The organism is Flavobacterium sp. AC267, from assembly GCF_979258715.1.
The window spans coordinates 2494378-2511786 of record NZ_OZ409875.1; the positions used below are offsets into that span (position 1 = coordinate 2494378).

Consider the following 17409-nt stretch of genomic DNA (forward strand, 5'->3'; position numbering starts at 1 on the left):
TTTTTTATTTATTAAAAATACGATTTATGTATTTTGAATTATTTGATTTTAGCAATAATAGCGTTAAATGTTGCGCTAGGACGCATTGCATTACTCACTAACTCAGGAGTTGGCTGGTAGTAACCGCCAATGCTTTGCGCTTTTCCTTGAGCACCAATTAATTCTGCATCGATTTTTGCTTCTTCAGCTTCAAATTCAGCAGCAATTGGAGCGAAGATCGCTTTCAATTCAGCATCTTTGTTTTGAGCGACCAAAGCTTGAGCCCAATAGAAAGCTAAATAGAAATGAGAACCACGATTGTCAATTTGTCCAACTTTACGAGCTGGAGATTTATCGTTTGCTAAGAATTTATCGTTTGCTTCGTCAAGAGTTTCAGCTAAAACAATTGCTTTAGAATTGTCTAAAGTTTGTCCTAAATGCTCTAATGAAGCACCAAGAGCTAAAAACTCTCCTAATGAATCCCAACGTAAATATCCTTCTTCTGTAAATTGCTCAACATGTTTAGGAGCAGAACCTCCAGCACCAGTTTCGAACAATCCACCGCCGTTCATTAAAGGAACGATAGATAACATTTTTGCAGAAGTTCCTAATTCTAAAATTGGGAATAAATCTGTAAGGTAATCACGTAAAACGTTTCCTGTTACAGAGATAGTATCTAAACCTTTGATGATTCTGTCTAAAGTAAATTCAGTAGCGACAATAGGGTTTAAAATACGGATATCTAAGTTTGTAGTATCGTAATCTTTAAGATATTTTTGAACTTTAACGATCAATTCTCTATCGTGTGCTCTGTTTTCGTCTAACCAGAAAACAGCAGGCGTATCAGATAAACGAGCTCTGTTTACAGCAAGTTTAACCCAGTCCTGAATAGGAGCGTCTTTTGCCTGACACATTCTGAAAATATCGTTTTCTTCAACGTTTTGTTCCATTAAAACAGTTCCGTTTGCATCTACAACACGAACAACACCGTCACCTTTTACTTGAAAAGTTTTGTCGTGAGATCCGTATTCTTCAGCTTTTTGAGCCATTAATCCAACGTTAGGAACACTTCCCATTGTTTTAGGATCAAAAGCACCGTGTTTTTTACAGAAATCAATTGTTGCAGTATAAATTCCAGCGTAAGAACGGTCTGGAATAACAGCAAGAGTATCTTGTTGTTTTCCTTCTTTGTTGTACATCTGACCAGAAGTACGGATCATTGCTGGCATAGAAGCATCAACAATAACATCAGAAGGAACGTGTAAGTTTGTAATTCCTTTATCAGAATTAACCATTGCCAAAGCTGGTCCGTTTTCGATTGCTTTAGTAATGTCAGCTTCAACTTCAGCCTGTTCAGGTCTTCCTGCAATTTTTGCATAGATATCACCTAAACCATTTCTGGTATCAATGTTTAATTCAGCAAATAAAGTTTCATATTTTTTGAAAAGATCTGCAAAATATACTTCAACGATAGCGCCAAAGATAATTGGATCTGAAACTTTCATCATTGTAGCTTTTAAATGCACAGAAAGTAAAACTCCTTCTTTTTTTGCTTCAGCAATTGCATCAGCGACAAAAGCTTTTAATTTGCTTACGCTTAAAACTGAACTGTCAATAATTTCTCCAGCTTTTAGCGGAGTACTTGCTTTTAAAACAGTTGTAGTTCCGTCTTTAGCCGTAAATTCGATTTTTACATCGTTAGCTTCATTTACAGTTAATGATTTTTCACTTCCGTAAAAATCACCATTTGGCATAGAAGCCACTTTAGTTTTTGAATCAGCAGACCAAGCACCCATAGAGTGTGGATTTGCTTTTGCGAAGTTTTTAACTGCTCTTGGAGCTCTACGGTCAGAGTTACCTTCACGTAAAACTGGGTTTACAGCAGAACCTAAAACTTTTGCATATTTTGCTTTAATTTCCTTTTCAGCATCATTTTGTGGATCTTCTGGGAAATTTGGAACGTTGTATCCGTGAGATTGTAATTCAGCAATTGCGGCTTTTAATTGCGGTACAGATGCTGAAATGTTTGGTAATTTAATAATGTTTGCTTCCGGCTGAGTTGCTAATTGGCCAAGTTCTGCCAATGCATCTCCAGTTTTTTGAGCATCTGTCAAAGAATCTGGGAAATTCGATAAAATTCTTCCTGCCAGCGAAATATCTCTGGTTTCGATTTCAATTCCAGCTGTCGCTGTAAAAGCTTGAACAATTGGTAACAAAGAGTAAGTTGCCAATAACGGCGCCTCATCAGTTAAGGTGTAAAAAATTTTTGATTTTGTCATTTTCTTTTTTTTTATAATCGTATCGTTGGGAGTTAACGATGTAACAGGTATATTCGGCTCAAAATGAGCGGAGCAAATATAATAAAATCACAACGAAAACGGTTGAGTTTTCCCGAGAAAAGCAGAAATTAACAGATTGTTATTTCAAGCTCGTTAAATTGCTAATTCGATGATTTTGATATTAAAAAATTACAGTTTTGTTAGTGCTGAAAATAGAAGACAAAAAAAACTCGTTTCAAATAATATGAAACGAGTTTTTTATAACAATTCGATAAATGATTATCTTCTTTTATCTTTAATCTTAGCTTTTTTACCAGTAAGTTGTCTGAAGTAGAAAATTCTAGCTCTACGTACAGCACCTTTCTTGTTGATTTCGATTTTTTGTAAAGCTGGTAAGTTTACTGGGAAGATACGCTCAACTCCAATAGCTCCAGACATTTTACGAATAGTAAAAGTTTCTGTGTTACCAGAACCTCTTCTTTGAATAACAACTCCTTTAAAAAACTGAGTTCTAGTTTTTTCACCCTCTTTAATTTCGTAGAATACTGTAATAGTATCTCCAGCTCCAAATTCAGGGAAATCTTTTCTAGCAACGAATTCGTCTTGAACGAATTTTAATAAATCTGCCATGATAATTTTATATTATTGTTTTTAATAGAGTAACATTCACGGATTTCGCCAGAGGTTAGTCTAATTCGGGTGCAAATGTAATTAAAAAAATATAAATTCCAATAAAAATAAATTCCAAATTCCAATAAAAAAAAGCAAATCTCAATAAAAGTAAATTCCAAATTCCAATTTCTTAACTAGTTGATCAATTGGGGTTTGTAGTTTCTTTTAATTTACATTAAATTTTCAAACTCTAATTCTGGTTTTCTAAATAAAAGGAGGTAAAGTCTTACTATATTTGTTTCTTCAAATTTAGATAAAATGAATAGGGATTATTTAAAAGATTATATTGAGTTTTCTAATGAATTCAGAAAGTCAAACTCTTCAAAAGAAAGTATAAGTAAACTTTATGATCTGCTTTATGAAATGAAAAATATAGAAAGGACAAAAAAAGAGGATTTAGTTCTTTCAAATTTATATAGTTTATTACAATTTCACGAATCTGCCTATGAGACCTTCAAGATAGTTGCAGATTTGAGTAATAAAAAAGATATTTCAAGATTATATGTTTTGGAACAAAAAGCGAAATCGCATAAAAATAATTTTATTATAAAAGATGTTAGAAAATATCGAGAAAAGAAAGAACAGCCTCAGATTGAATTGAATGATTTTAAACTATCAAAAAAGCATGAAAATAAATTTAAAATTACCGATAAAAAGCTTGTAGTATTTAATAAAATAATCAAAAAAGGAAAAGTTTCAATATATCTGCCTAACGATAATATTACTTTGTTTTTAGATAAAATTATTGATTATATAACTTGGCTAGGAAATTGTAAAAATGATTTAATTGATTTTTTTAATAATGAAGGAGATGAAAATGCTATAAATAAAGCAGATAACAATTGGTTTGATACATTAGAAATTTATAGAGTAGAAATAACAATAGACGACTTTGGCAGTATTTTTACTTCAATCACAGCAGGAGACGATTTTTATAGAGATCATTTGCTAGAGATCGAAATTGATAACAGATCAATAACTTCTATGGGATACAATGGATAAAAGTACTTTGTTTTAGGTTTCAGGTTTATTACGTCATGTAGAAACCTGAAACAAAAATAACCTGAAACCTGAAACTAATCTTAGTGCTCTTCAAGTAAATCCGGTCTTCTATTCTTAGTATGTTCATACGCCATATCCTCGCGCCATTTGTCGATTTTTGCAAAGTGACCGCTGGTTAATACTTCTGGGACTTTCCATCCTTTATAATCTGCTGGTCTTGTATATATAGGTCCTGATAATAAATTATCCTGAAAACTATCTGTTAAAGCTGAGGTTTCGTCGCTTAAAACTCCAGGTATTAATCGAATTAACGCATCAGATAAAACTAAAGCGCCTAATTCTCCTCCAGATAAAACGTAGTCGCCAATCGAAATTTCTTTAGTAATAAAATGATCTCTAACTCTTTGGTCAACACCTTTATAATGTCCGCACAAAATGATGATATTTTCATACATAGACATCGTATTGGCCATTTTTTGATTTAAAGTGTCACCATCCGGAGACATATAAATTATTTCGTCGTACTCGCGCTGACTTTTTAAATGGGTAATACAATCATCAATTGGCTGAATTGTCATTACCATACCAGCACCGCCTCCAAAAGGATAATCGTCTACACTTTTCTGTCTGTTAGTACTATAATCACGAAGATTGTGAAAATGTACTTCGACCAAACCTTTATCGATGGCACGTTTCATAATCGAAGCTTCAAACGGGCTTCTTAATAATTCTGGTAAAAGTGTAATAATATCAATTCGCATTTTTCTGTTGTTATTCTAAGTCGCAAAGATACAAGTTAATATTTGGCAATAAAAGGAAAATTAAAATGCTTGTAAATGCTTGAGGGTACTAGCTGTAAATTCTGTCTGGTAGAAAATATTTTTATGCAACTTATTGCTTTTTAGTTTGTTAGTAATAATTATATAACACTAAAATGTAATTGTGTAATTTTTTATTTCGTAATTTTAAGTACCATTACAATACCTAATTACATATTTAAAATTTTATAAAATTCCAAAAACACATCTATATGAAAAAAATACTATTGTTTGCCTCAATAATACTTTTACAGATTTCATGTTCAAGTTCAAAAAATGCAATGGACAATTCTGTTGGAGAAACCAAAGCAAAATTGATAAAAACTTGGGGAACTCCTGTGCGAACATTGGCTGACAATCAAGATGGGCAAATTCTTGTTTATGCGGATCAAGTTTTTATGAATGAAGATAATCCTGACGGATCAAGAATTGCTGGTCAAAATTATTGGACTTACAATTATATATATTTAAATAAAGAAGGTAAAGTTACTTCAACAAGACAAGAAAAACAGAATTATCCTCCTCAAGCCATTGACTCACAAAAAATAGAAGGGATGAAATTGTTAACTTCGAAGTAATTCTATTCTCTATTGAATTATTTTAACGGTTTAATTAAATTGTTAAAATATTTTTTATTTGATTTAAATTGTAGCTGTTTTTTGAATATATTTAGCAAAAAGTATATGAAAAAAATAGCTATTATTATTTTTGTATTATTATGTTCCTGTAATAAGGAAAAGTTAAAGAAGACTCCTAAAGAAACCCTAAAAAAGGTTCCTGAAACAGCATTATATTTTACGCAGATTAAAAGTAATGATGTCAAATTAGGAAAGCCGCTTTATGGTGATTGGCTGTTTTCTCGCAAAGAAAAAGGTCAGACTTTTGAGCAATACTTTTTTTCTAAACATATTATTCCGACCAAGGAAGAAAATATTATTTATATACGCCCAATTGGAAATTTTAATTCTTTACAAAAGAAGCAAATCGAATTATTAAATGAATATTTAGCAATTTTCTTTCGACTACAAACGAATACTCTTGAACCCATCCCTAATGATGTAGTTCCAAATTCTGCAAGAAGAATGATGTTTGGGCACGAACAGTTATTGGCAGGTTATCTTTTAGACAATGTACTAAAGAAAGAAAAACCTGTAAACAGAATTGCGTTAATGGGACTTTCAGAACTTGATCTATATCCTAAACCAGAATGGAACTATGTTTTTGGTTTGGCTTCTTATCACGACAAAGTTGGTGTGAGTTCAATTTACAGACTGCAAGATGGGGAACTGACTTCTGAAAACTTTAATCTTTGTCTGTCTCGATTACTCAAAATAAGTTCTCATGAAATAGGTCATATGTTTGGATTACATCATTGTATTAATGCCGATTGTGTAATGAATGGATCTAACAGCATGATCGAAATAGACAAGCATTCTATACGATTATGTTCTGTCTGCCAGCAAAAATTAAGCTCTTGTATAAAATACGATGACAGGAAGAGGCTGACAGATTTAGAGAATTATTTTAAACGAAATAACCTCACTCCCGAATTTCTGGCAATGAAAAAGGATACTGACGCTGTTTCAACAAAAAAGAATATCTAATTGTTCTGATTTATGATTACCAGAAGAAATTTTATAATTAATACGAGTCTTGTCGCAACAGCAGTTTTGGCTTCGCCGTCATTTGCATTTTCTATGAATAAAAAAGAAATAGGTTTACAGTTATATACACTTCGTGAAGAGATTCCGAAAGATGTAAAGGCAGACTTTAGAAAAAGTAGCGAAAGCAGGATTTACAACTGTCGAAACATATGGTTTTTCGATTAAAGATCAGTTTTGGGGATTAACGCCTAAAGAGTTGAAAAAGATTTTAGATGATAACGGACTGAAGGCAGTAAGCGGTCATTATAATTTAGGAAGCTTTTTATATGATGGAAATACCGAAGAACTAATAGCTTCAATAGAAGCGACAAAAAATCTAAAAAGTGAGTTTTTGACTGTTCCGTGGGTCGATGAACCTTTTAGAAGAAATCTTGAAGATTATAAAAAGATTGCTTCACGCTTAAATGAAGTCGCTAAAATGTGCGAAAAAGCAGGTTTGAAATTGGCTTATCATAATCATGATTTTGAATTTCAGAAATATGAGGGAATTACAGGCTACGAGATTTTACTTAATGAAACCGATAAAGAGTTAGTTTATTTTGAATTAGATTTATACTGGGTCATTCACTCTGGAAATGATCCTCTAAAATTATTTAAAGAAAATCCTGGACGTTTCAAAATGTGGCATGTAAAGGATAAAGACAAAAATAATAACGATTTAAATACCGAAGTTGGTTCGGGTTTAATAGATTTTAAACCTTTATTTACAGCGACGACACAATCTGGAATGGTTCATTTTTTTGTGGAACAAGAAAATAATTTTGCAGTAAATTCTTTTGCTTCTATTAAGAAAAGCTGTGATTTTATTTCCGAAAAATTGCTTTAAAACAACTCGTTAAAATCCTTATTTTTGTAAAAATCAATTTTAAAGTTATGCATAAGATAGGAACAAGCAAAGAGTTTATTAAAGGCGACGAAATAGAGTGGGAAGTAGTTGGCGAAGGAATCAAACGTAAAATTTTGGCTTTTGATGACAGAGTGATGCTGGTAAATGTACATTTTGAAAAAGGAGGAATCGGTGTTTTGCACGAACATTATCATACGCAGGTTACTTATGTGGCGAGCGGTAAATTTGATGTCACGATAAATGGTGTAACAGAAACTTTAAAAGAAGGCGATAGTTTTTACATTCCTCCTCACGCAATTCATGGGGTTGTTTGTTTGGAAACGGGTATGCTGACGGATGTTTTTGGTCCGGCAAGAGAAGATTTTTTGAAGTCGTAACACTTTTAGAATCAACCAAAATATAAGCTGAAAAGACTGATCTGATCTTAAATTTAAAAATTTTATAACTTTTTTAAACTTTTGATTAAGATTAGATCGGTATTTTTGCAAGCATGAATTTATCTAAAACAAATGTACTTTTTATGGCAGTTTGCACTGGTCTTATAGTTGCAAATCTTTATTACTGCCAGCCTCTGATTGTTCTAATTGCCAACGAATTTAAAATTCCCGAAGCCAGCGCAGGAACGATAACCTATTTAACTCAGGCAGGTTATGCAATTGGGTTGTTTTTTATGGTGCCTCTTGGTGACAAAATAGAACGAAAAAAACAAATTTTAATGACCACTTTTGCTTCTGTTATTGCCTTATTAATTGCGGCAACGGCAAAAAGTTTTCTTATTTTACAAATTGCTTCACTGCTTATTGGAATCACATCTATAGTGCCACAGCTTATTCTGCCTTTGGCGGCTTCTCTAAGTGCGCCTGAACAGAGGGGAAAAGTTGTCGGAACAATTATGAGCGGACTTTTGGTAGGGATTTTGCTTTCGCGGACTTTAAGCGGTTTTATTGGTCAGGTTTTAGGCTGGAGGTCTATGTTTTATATCGTCGCCGGAATTTGTCTTTTAATCTTTTTTGTCATTCAAAATAAATTTCCAGTTAATAAACCGCAGTTTCAAGGCACTTATGGCCAGTTAATTAAATCTTTATTTACGCTTATAAAAACACAGCCTGTTTTGCGTGAAGCAACGGCAATCAATGTTTTTAGTTTTGCCCAGTTTGGAGCTTTCTGGACAACAATGGTTTTACTGCTTTCTGGTGAGTCTTTTAATTTTAATAGTGCCACAATTGGTTTATTCGGAATTGTTGGTGCTTCTGGAGCTTTAGCAAGCACCTTTGGTTGGTAAACTTGGAGATAAAGGAAATTCCAGAATTGCAGTTGGTTACGGCTGTTTATTGATTTTAATTAGCTTTTTGGTTTTCTATTTTTCTGTAGAAAGTGTAATAGGAATTGCAATTGGAATTGTATTTATTGATATAGGAATTCAAGGTGTTCACATTTCAAACCAAACCCGCGTTTATTCTTTATTACCAGAAGCCAGAAATAGATTGAATACTGTATTTATGTCTTTCAGTTTCTTAGGAACTGCTTGCTGGATCTGCATACGGATTGTTATTGTGGAAACTAGGAGGATGGCATGCGGTAGCTATTGGCTGTATGGTTTTATCATTAATCTCATTGGCAATTTACGGACTGACTTATAAATCAATCTCGAAACGTAGGGACTAAAAAAGCAAAAGCACAAATTGATTAAAAAATTAATTTGTAAATTTGCGTTCAAATTAAAAATAACAACATGGAAAACGGAATATACGCTAAATTCAACACTAGCAAAGGTTCGATTTTAGTAAAACTAACACACGATTTAACACCTGGAACTGTAGGGAACTTTGTAGCTCTTGCAGAAGGTAATATGGAAAATAAAGTTAAACCTCAAGGACAAAAATTCTATGACGGATTAACATTTCACAGAGTAATTCCTGATTTTATGATTCAGGGTGGATGCCCAAAAGGAACTGGAACTGGAGATCCAGGTTACAAATTTGATGATGAATTTCACCCAAGTTTAAAACACGATCGTCCAGGAGTATTGTCTATGGCAAACTCTGGTCCTGGAAGCAATGGTTCTCAATTCTTTATTACACACGTTCCGACTCCTTGGTTAGACGGAAAACACAGTGTTTTTGGATATGTTGTTGAAGGACAAGATATCGTTGATGCTGTTGCTCAAGGTGATAATTTAGAGTCTGTAGAAATCATTAGAGTAGGAGAAGAAGCAGAAAAATTTAATGCTATCGAATCTTTCATCGGTTTAAAAGGTGCTCGTCTAAAACGTGAAGCGACTTTAAAAGCAGAAACAGAAGCAAAAATGGAACAATTAGCCGCAGGTTTTGATAAAACGGAAAGCGGTTTACGTTACAAAATGATTCAAAAAGGAGATGGTAAAAAAGCGGAAGCTGGAAAAACGGTTTCTGTTCACTACGAAGGATCATTAGAAAACGGAAAAGTTTTTGATTCCTCTTACCCACGTAAAAAACCAATCGAATTTAAATTAGGAGTTGGGCAGGTTATCGAAGGATGGGACGAAGGTATCGCTTTATTACAAGTTGGAGACAAAGCTCGTTTTGTAATTCCATCTGATTTAGGATATGGACCATCTGGTGCAGGAGGAGTGATCCCGCCAAACGCAACTTTGATTTTTGACGTTGAATTAATGGACGTAAAATAAGAATTTACAAGCAATTTAGTATTGTTTTAAATTGTAATCCCATACACCGCTGTGTATGGGATTTTTTTATATTTACTTTCAAATAAAAAAAGCAAGATGAAATTAAGAATACTAACTTTAACTGCTGTGACACTGCTTTTAGTGGCTTGCGGTACTACAAAAACGGTTGCAGAAGTCGCGCCATCACCTCCACCTCCACCAAAAGCAGGAGATGCTAAAGAATTAACTACTACATATGTAGATTTAGCAGAAGCGAAAAACTTATATGAGAACAGTTGTGCAAGATGCCACAAATTGTACGATCCAAAGAAATACACTAAAGAAGAATGGGCGCCAATTTTGGTAAGAATGGGTAAAAAAGCAAAATTAGACGAAACTCAATTAGCGTCTGTTACCAGTTATATTCATTCACAATTATAATTGATTTAATAAAGCATAAAAAAACGGTTAAAAATATAATTGAACCGTTTTTTTTATTTTCAAATAGATATAAAAAAACACCTTCACAGAATGAGGTGTTTAAAAAGTTAAGAATGATGTACAGCCGAATTATCTACCGCAATTACTTTTAAAGTTTTGATGCCAGCCGGTAATTCCCAATCTACTTCATCATTTTCTTTAAAACCAATAATAGCAACACTTAGCGGCGCTAGAATTGAGATCTTAGATTGTTTTACGTCTGCCGCAGAAGGTAAAACGATTTGAATTTTCATTTGTTTTTTGGCTTTCACATCTTCAATTGTTACAAAAGAATTGATTCGGATAACAGAACTATCAAGTTCGCTTTCTTTGCTTATTACAGCGCGGTCTAATTCTTGCGAAAGCTGATTGGCTTCTTTGGTATTTGTTGAGTTTTTACTTTTTAAAATCAATTCTCTTAAAAATTTATAATCTGATTTACAGAAAGTGGGTGTTGGTTTCATATCTATATTGAATTTATTGTTATAAAATTTAAATGATTCTTTTATGAATTTAATCGTACTGCTTCTTAGTCTTAAAATAAGACAAGGATTTAAAATGTTTTAATTTGAAAAACAAAAAAATATCTGACCAAAATTGATTTTTGTCAAATAATAAAATGCTTAAGCTTGATTGTAAATCCTCCGTCAGAAAGAAGAAACTGGAATAGACGGAGGCCTAATTAATAAAGGCCCTATTATGCGAAATAATTACAGCACTAAGCGATTTTCCCGAAAAGGAAAATGACTTTTTTATAGCTGTATGTGATATTATATTTCCCATGAGGAGAATTAAATTGATCTGCAAAGATAGGTAATCTTTTTCAATTTAGTGAGGTTTTACTTCCATTTAATGCCACAGCCCAGACTTGGTACTTGCGGTTCTTTTAAACTTCTGTTGTAAATTAAGGCATCTATAGCGCCTCTAAGGTCGCTTCCGCTAAGAGGAATTCCGTTGGCAGGCCTTGAATCATCCAGTTGCCCGCGGTAAAAAAGTTTATCTTGATTATCAAATAAATAGAAATCTGGAGTATAGGCGGCGTCATAAGCTTTTGCTGTTTCCTGACTTTCATCATACAAATAAGGAAAATCAATTTTATGATGCATAGCAAATGCCGTCATCAATTCTGGAGCATCTTCGGGGTATTTAACAATGTCGTTGCTTGAAATAGCAATTACTCCAATTCCTTGTACGCGATAATCGTTAGCAATCATTACAATTTCATTAATAACATGAAGCACAAACGGACAATGGTTGCAGATAAACATAACCAAAGTACCTTTGGACCCTTTTAAATCTTCAAAAGAAAAAGTGTCATTTGAGTTAGTGTCTTTTAGATAAAAATCAGGAGCAATTGTTCCTAAAGGAAGCATTGTTGATTTAGCTTGTGCCATTTTTACTAGAAATTAGATTTTCAAAAATAGCTTTAAAAATCTGTAAATAAAAGAGCACAAGAATAAAAAAAATATCCAAAGAAGCAGTTAGCTGAATCAGCTTGCTTCTTTGGACACTTTTTTATGTTTTTAAGAATTTAGAAATTGCAGTAAATCCTCGTTTAGTTTTTCTCTGTCTGTGTAAAATAAACCGTGTGGCGCTCCTTCATATTCAATAAAAGTATTATTTGCAATTGCTATTGCCGCTTTTCTTGAAGTAAGATCGATAGGAACAATTTTATCGTCATCACCATGAATGATCAAAGTTGGAACCTTGATAAAATCTAATTCATCTCTAAAATCAGTAAATGAGAAAGATTCAGCACATTTCAAAGTCGCTCTTGGAGAAGCTAGCGAACATAATGATCTGTAATATTCGAGAAGCGGTGTGCTAATTGGTTTATTGATAATATTGATGCCAAAAAACGTTTTTCCGAAATTGTCTACAAAAGCAATTCTGTCTTCTTTAATTGTTGCCGCAGTAGTTTCACTTTTCTCTTTCGGATGTCCGTCTGGGTTATCGTGAGTTTTTAAAAGGAATGGAATAACTGAAGAAATTAAAACTGCTTTGGTAACGCCCTTTCCGCCATGACGGCTGAAATAACGAACAACTTCTCCGCCTCCCATTGAGAAACCAACAAGTGTTACGTTTTCTAATTCCAATTGTTCTATAATTTCTTTAAGATCGTCTGTCAAAGTATCGTAGTCATAACCGTCCCAAGGTCGCGAAGATTTACCAAAACCGCGTCGGTCGTAGGCAATAACTCTGTAATTATTTTGTACTAAATGGTCGATTTGATATTCCCACATTTCGTTAGAAAGCGACCAGCCATGAATAAGAATTACTGGTTTTCCCTGTCCATAATCTTTAACATATAATCTTACGTTTTGAGCTGTTTCTATATATTTATCGGTGTGAACCTGTTTTAAATTTGATTCAAAATCTTTAATTGACATGCATGCATTTGGTTCAGTATGTTCCATGTTATATATTTTTCGTTAGTATACTATTTTCTACAGTAAAATTATAAGCTAACCGAAAGAAATAGGTTACAGAATTAGGTGCATTAATTACAAAATTTATAGGTTTGTAATTCTAATACATTAAAAAATGGATTTAACCTGGAACGAATTTGATCGCACAGATATGCGCGTAGGAACTATAATCGAAGTAAATGATTTTCCAGAAGCGAGAAAACCTGCTTATCAGCTTACTATTGATTTTGGCTCAGAGATTGGGATTCGAAAATCATCGGCACAAATAACAAAAAGATATCAAAAAGAAGATTTAGTAAACCACCAGATTGTTGCAGTGGTAAATTTTCCTAAAAAGCAGATAGGGAAGTTTATGAGCGAATGTCTGGTTCTTGGCGCTGTAGGCGAGGAGGGAGACGTAATTTTATTAGCTCCAGATTTTAAGATCCCGAATGGATTGCGTATCGGGTAGTTTGCTGTTCAATCAATTTTACCGCAAAGCACGCAAAGTTTTTTTTGCAGATAACATTTTTAGAAAAGGTTAAAGTTCGCAAAGCTTTGTGAACTTTAACAGACAAAAAACTTATCATAAAACCTTGCGATCTTTGCGTAAAATCTTTGCGTAAAATCTTTGCGGTTAAATTAGGAACCTATTTTTCCAATAAACTTTCTAAGAATCTGCTGTCCTTCTTCCCAATATTTTAAATCAGAATCAGAGTTAATGTGTCCTTGTTGACCGACATTTACAAAATCACTTCCCCATTTTTCGGCGAAATATTGTTTTCTTTCGAAAGAAGCGTAAGGATCATTTTCGCTGGCAACAACAACAGATGGAAAAGGTAATCTGTAGATTGGCATTGGCGAAAAATTTCTAATGCATTCTGGTGTGTGTTGAGGTGAATCTACATCTGCAGGAGCAACTAAAAAAGCTCCAATTATATTTTCGTTGTTGTACTTTTCTGCCCAATGCAGGACCAGCGAAACCGCTAAACTGTGTGCTACCAAAATAGTTGGTTTAGTAAGCTTTAAAATGTTCTCGTTTAATCTCGCAATCCAATCCTCGCGAACGGGTTCGTCCCAATTATCTTGTACAACTCGAATGGAGTTTTCGAATTTTTTATGCCAAAAGGTCTGCCAGTGTTTTTCGCCTGAGTCGCCCAGACCGGGTAATATCAATAAATTTGTTTCCATTGCCGTGGATTTTAAATTATATATTATTTTTTATTTTCTTTCAAAATTCGGTTTACTTCATTCACTAAAAGCGGAAAACCAGGTTCAGTCATTCCATGGTTGTAACCGTCAAGTTCGTAAAGTTTAGTTTGTTTGTGCCCTGATAATTTCATCATTCTGGCCATGTATGCGTTTTCTTCATAACGTCCGAGCATTTCTAATTCACGATCTCCGGTAATTAACAAAAGAGGCGGTGCATCGGCGCGAACGTAGTATAAAGGCGCAAAAGCATCAATTGTAGGCTGTTTTTCAGGAATTCCGTTTTCTTTTCTAATTTCAAAATGCGTGATACATTGTCCGCTGAACGGAATTAATCCAGCGATTTTATCAGCATCGATATTTTCTTTTTGAAGCCATTTTTTATCCAAACCAATCATCATTCCCAAATAACCGCCAGCAGAATGTCCAGAAACAAAAATCTGAGCTTTGTCACCTCCATAATTTGATATATTATTAAAAGTCCAAGCAACCATGCTGCCGCATCTTCAATAGCTTTTGCCGCTTTTACTTTTGGTGATAATCTGTAATTTACGCCAATAACCGCAAAACCTTTATTTTTTAAGGCTTCAGGAATTTCTTTATTCCCGCCCGTTAAGCCGCCGTGGAACCATACAATTGTAGCAAATCCCGTTTTGTTTTTTGGATAATAAATATCCAATACACATCTTTCGTTAATGTACTTGTCAGATTTGTTTGCGGCGGTATTGTAATATTGAATGTTGGTTTTTGTTTCGTATTCTAGATTCTGCGCAGAGATTGAAATTCCGTAGAGAAAGAAACTTAAAAGGATAATTAATTTTTTCATTTTAAAAATATTGAATTGTGTTTTCGAGTTTAGTTGATTGGAGAAATCTAAAATCTATCCCGAAACTTCGGGACTAAAATCTAAAATAATAAATTAATATATAAAAAAAGTCCAAAATGCAGAACAAATTGGACTCGTACTTATAAAAAGTTTATTTTGAATTAAATATCGTCAAAATCAATATCTGTAAAGCTAGATCTTTGGCTTTCAGATTTTTCAGAACTGTATTCTTTCTTAAAATCTTTTTGATGTCTTTCAGAAATTACTTCTTCGCCTTTGTGGTTCAAAACATAAGAGGTCATTTCTTCTAGTATTTCGGCAAAAGCACTAAAATCTTCTTTGTACAAGTAAATTTTGTGTTTCTTGAAATGAAATGAACCATCTTCCTCAGTAAATTTTTTGCTTTCGGTAATAGTGATATAGTAATCATCAGCTTTGGTAGCTCTCACATCAAAGAAATAAGTTCTTCTTCCTGCTCGTAATACTTTAGAAAAAATCTCTTCTTTTTCTAACATGTCATTTTCTCTCATAATACGTTCTATCATTTTTGGAATTAATAGTACTCAAAAATCATAAAAAATTATCTATTACGCAACAATTAAAGTAATTCTTTTTCCGAAAGTTGTTTTAAATATAACGATGCGTAATAGCCGTCCTGATTTATTAATTGATTATGAGAACCTTGTTGTATAATGCGGCCGTCTTCGAGTATGATAATTTTGTCTGCATTCTTTGCAGATGACACACGATGACTTACAATTATAGTTGTTTTATCTTTAGAAATTTCAAATAAATTATTCAAAATCATTTCTTCGGTTTCGGTGTCAACAGCAGATAAACAATCGTCAAAAAGTAAGATAGCAGGATTTTTAATAATAGCTCTTGCAATCGAAACACGCTGTTTTTGTCCGCCCGAAAGTGTAATTCCTCTTTCTCCTAAAACAGTGTCATACTGTTTGTTAAACGCTATAATATTATCGTGGACAACCGCATTTTTAGCGACTTCGAATACTTCTTCGTCAGTTGCATTTTGATTTCCAAATTTGATATTATTTTTAATAGTATCAGAAAATAAGAAAGCATCTTGCGGAACAATTCCAATATTATTTCGAAGATCGTTTAAGTTTAAAGTACTGATTTCGTTTGCATCAATTTTAAGCTCGCCATCGGTTACATCATATAATCTGGAGATTAACGAAAGTATAGTTGATTTTCCTGAACCTGTTTTTCCTAAGATTGCCAGCGTTTCTCCTTTTTTAACCGTAAACGAAACATTTTTTAAAGCTTCGATATTAGTATCATTATAGGTAAAAGAAACATTCTCGAAAGAAATCGTTCCTTGAATATCTGATGTGTTTTCGTTGTTGTTTTTGATTTCTGGTTCTATTTTCAAAAATTCATTTAAACGTTTTTGAGAAGCTTCTGCCTCTTGCACCATTGACGAAACCCATCCTAAAGAAGCAACCGGCCAAGTCAGCATGTTTACATATAAGATAAATTCGGCAATAGTTCCGATATTCGGAATCGTTCCATTAATATACATTACGCCTCCAAAATAAATAACTACCAAATTACTAATTCCGATAAGGGCAATCATTAACGGGCCAAATAAAGACTGCACTCTTGCCAGACTTAAACTCTTGCGTTTGCTCTCTTCTGCAAGATCAACCATATTATTTTGATGCTGTTTTTCTAAAGAGTACGCTTTAATAACCCTGATTCCTGAAAATATTTCTTGTGAGAAACTGGAAACTTTGGAAAGATATTGCTGGAAAGTAGTACTTCGTTTATTGATTTCGGAACTTAATTTAAAAATACAAAACGAAAGTATTGGTAACGGCAGTATCGTGTATAAGGTAAGCGTGACGATACATTATACATATATAATATAACAATCGCAAAACGGATAAATGTATTAATAGTATACATAACAGCCGGCCCGACATACATACGTACTTTTGAAACGTCTTCGCTGATACGGTTCATTAAATCCCCAGTTCTATTTTGCTTGTAAAAAGTCTGAGAAAGATTTTCATATTGTCTAAAAACCTCATTTTTTAAATCAAACTCAATATGACGCGACATTACAATTAAAGTCTGGCGCATTAAAAACGTTAAAAATCCAGCTACAATCGTGGTTGCTATGATTAACAGCACGTTATGAATTAAATCTTGTCGAAAAGCGGCAATAACTATTTCCGATTTTTGGTCTGCAAGCAGATAGTTTGTCAAAATTCTCAATAGCATTTAACGACTTACTAATCAATTTTGGAGTAAATAGAGAAAATATTTGTGCGATTATGGTGATTAAAATACCCAGCGAAAAACTGTATTTATACTTAATGAAATATTTGTTTAAATAGCTTAATTCTTTCATTTTTTTAAGAAATCTGATATTGAATTGATTTGATTTTGTGAATTATTAGTAATTAAAATTATAATAAATTGCAATTTAATCAAAACAATTGTATTGTAAAATTGTTATTTTAAAGATAAAAAATTAGCACATGTGTATTTTTTAATTATGTTTGAGAAGTCTTTTTGACAAATTCATAATTTTAACCTAATTAATACTAGCGCT

The 17409-nt window shown here is 33.1% G+C and carries 19 protein-coding genes and 2 pseudogenes; 10 read left to right on the plus strand and 11 right to left on the minus strand.

What is annotated here, in order from left to right:
• Positions 1 to 38 precede the first annotated feature (38 nt).
• A complete protein-coding gene (locus ACZZ95_RS13035; protein WP_463469364.1) occupies positions 39 to 2258 on the minus strand; it encodes an NADP-dependent isocitrate dehydrogenase in 2220 nt (739 codons plus the stop codon).
• 279 nt (positions 2259 to 2537) lie between these two features.
• Positions 2538 to 2888 carry a 50S ribosomal protein L19 gene (gene rplS, locus ACZZ95_RS13040; RefSeq protein WP_095954994.1) on the minus strand — a complete coding sequence of 117 codons (351 nt, stop codon included), beginning with the start codon at positions 2886 to 2888 and terminating at the stop codon, positions 2538 to 2540.
• 300 nt (positions 2889 to 3188) lie between these two features.
• Between rplS and ACZZ95_RS13045 the strand changes: the two genes are divergently transcribed.
• Positions 3189 to 3932 carry a hypothetical protein gene (locus tag ACZZ95_RS13045; RefSeq protein ID WP_463469365.1) on the plus strand — a complete coding sequence of 248 codons (744 nt, stop codon included), beginning with the start codon at positions 3189 to 3191 and terminating at the stop codon, positions 3930 to 3932.
• 80 nt (positions 3933 to 4012) lie between these two features.
• On the opposite strand, the gene trmD is transcribed toward ACZZ95_RS13045, so the two are convergent.
• Positions 4013 to 4693, minus strand: coding sequence for a tRNA (guanosine(37)-N1)-methyltransferase TrmD (gene trmD / locus ACZZ95_RS13050; RefSeq protein ID WP_463469366.1), 681 nt, complete (start codon positions 4691 to 4693; stop codon positions 4013 to 4015).
• 269 nt (positions 4694 to 4962) lie between these two features.
• Here trmD and ACZZ95_RS13055 point away from each other — a divergent pair, with 269 nt between their 5' ends.
• The 8 genes and pseudogenes from ACZZ95_RS13055 (at position 4963) to ACZZ95_RS13090 (ending at position 10346) form a co-directional block, all read left to right on the plus strand.
• On the plus strand, positions 4963 to 5328 hold the full coding sequence (locus ACZZ95_RS13055) for a hypothetical protein (protein WP_463469367.1): 366 nt from the start codon (positions 4963 to 4965) through the stop codon (positions 5326 to 5328).
• Between the two features lie 105 nt (positions 5329 to 5433).
• Complete coding sequence (locus ACZZ95_RS13060) at positions 5434 to 6354, plus strand: Zn-dependent protease (protein WP_463469368.1); 921 nt, start codon at positions 5434 to 5436, stop codon at positions 6352 to 6354.
• Between the two features lie 12 nt (positions 6355 to 6366).
• Entirely contained in the window at positions 6367 to 6579 is a 213-nt protein-coding gene (locus ACZZ95_RS13065; protein ID WP_463469369.1) for a hypothetical protein, read from the plus strand.
• Positions 6575 to 7240 (plus strand): sugar phosphate isomerase/epimerase family protein, encoded by a 666-nt coding sequence (locus ACZZ95_RS13070; RefSeq protein WP_463471672.1) that lies wholly within the window; start codon positions 6575 to 6577, stop codon positions 7238 to 7240. The genes ACZZ95_RS13065 and ACZZ95_RS13070 overlap by 5 nt, the downstream gene beginning before the upstream one ends.
• 47 nt (positions 7241 to 7287) lie before the next feature.
• A complete protein-coding gene (locus tag ACZZ95_RS13075) occupies positions 7288 to 7638 on the plus strand; it encodes a cupin domain-containing protein (protein ID WP_463469370.1) in 351 nt (116 codons plus the stop codon).
• Between the two features lie 113 nt (positions 7639 to 7751).
• Positions 7752 to 8926, plus strand: a pseudogene (locus tag ACZZ95_RS13080) (MFS transporter).
• Positions 8927 to 8993: 67 nt separating this feature from the next.
• Complete coding sequence (locus tag ACZZ95_RS13085; RefSeq protein ID WP_463469371.1) at positions 8994 to 9926, plus strand: peptidylprolyl isomerase; 933 nt, start codon at positions 8994 to 8996, stop codon at positions 9924 to 9926.
• A 96-nt stretch (positions 9927 to 10022) separates the two neighbouring features.
• Positions 10023 to 10346, plus strand: coding sequence for a c-type cytochrome (locus ACZZ95_RS13090; RefSeq protein WP_463469372.1), 324 nt, complete (start codon positions 10023 to 10025; stop codon positions 10344 to 10346).
• 107 nt (positions 10347 to 10453) lie between these two features.
• Here ACZZ95_RS13090 and ACZZ95_RS13095 read toward each other — a convergent pair whose 3' ends face one another.
• The 3 genes from ACZZ95_RS13095 to ACZZ95_RS13105 form a co-directional block, all read right to left on the minus strand.
• The gene (locus tag ACZZ95_RS13095) at positions 10454 to 10849 is read right to left on the minus strand and encodes a GreA/GreB family elongation factor (protein WP_463469373.1); all 396 of its coding nucleotides are present in this window, start codon (positions 10847 to 10849) and stop codon (positions 10454 to 10456) included.
• 375 nt (positions 10850 to 11224) lie between these two features.
• Positions 11225 to 11779, minus strand: a complete 555-nt coding sequence (locus ACZZ95_RS13100; protein WP_463469374.1) for a thioredoxin family protein — start codon at positions 11777 to 11779, stop codon at positions 11225 to 11227.
• Between the two features lie 129 nt (positions 11780 to 11908).
• Entirely contained in the window at positions 11909 to 12802 is an 894-nt protein-coding gene (locus ACZZ95_RS13105) for an alpha/beta fold hydrolase (RefSeq protein WP_463469375.1), read from the minus strand.
• Positions 12803 to 12929: 127 nt separating this feature from the next.
• On the opposite strand from ACZZ95_RS13105, the gene ACZZ95_RS13110 reads away from it, so the two are divergent.
• The gene (locus tag ACZZ95_RS13110; protein ID WP_463469376.1) at positions 12930 to 13265 is read left to right on the plus strand and encodes a tRNA-binding protein; all 336 of its coding nucleotides are present in this window, start codon (positions 12930 to 12932) and stop codon (positions 13263 to 13265) included.
• A gap of 170 nt (positions 13266 to 13435) precedes the next feature.
• Here ACZZ95_RS13110 and ACZZ95_RS13115 read toward each other — a convergent pair whose 3' ends face one another.
• From ACZZ95_RS13115 to ACZZ95_RS13135, 5 genes and pseudogenes are all read right to left on the minus strand, one after another.
• Positions 13436 to 13984 carry an RBBP9/YdeN family alpha/beta hydrolase gene (locus ACZZ95_RS13115; RefSeq protein WP_463469377.1) on the minus strand — a complete coding sequence of 183 codons (549 nt, stop codon included), beginning with the start codon at positions 13982 to 13984 and terminating at the stop codon, positions 13436 to 13438.
• Positions 13985 to 14007: 23 nt separating this feature from the next.
• A complete protein-coding gene (locus ACZZ95_RS13120; protein ID WP_463469378.1) occupies positions 14008 to 14496 on the minus strand; it encodes an alpha/beta hydrolase in 489 nt (162 codons plus the stop codon).
• The gene (locus ACZZ95_RS13125; RefSeq protein WP_463469379.1) at positions 14400 to 14828 is read right to left on the minus strand and encodes a hypothetical protein; all 429 of its coding nucleotides are present in this window, start codon (positions 14826 to 14828) and stop codon (positions 14400 to 14402) included. Before ACZZ95_RS13125 ends, ACZZ95_RS13120 begins: the two co-directional genes overlap by 97 nt.
• Before the next feature lie 161 nt (positions 14829 to 14989).
• Positions 14990 to 15358: a PUR family DNA/RNA-binding protein gene (locus tag ACZZ95_RS13130; protein ID WP_057119174.1), complete on the minus strand. Its 369-nt coding sequence runs from the start codon at positions 15356 to 15358 to the stop codon at positions 14990 to 14992.
• Between the two features lie 68 nt (positions 15359 to 15426).
• A pseudogene (locus ACZZ95_RS13135) lies at positions 15427 to 17205 on the minus strand (ABC transporter ATP-binding protein).
• Between the last annotated feature and the right edge of the window lie 204 nt (positions 17206 to 17409).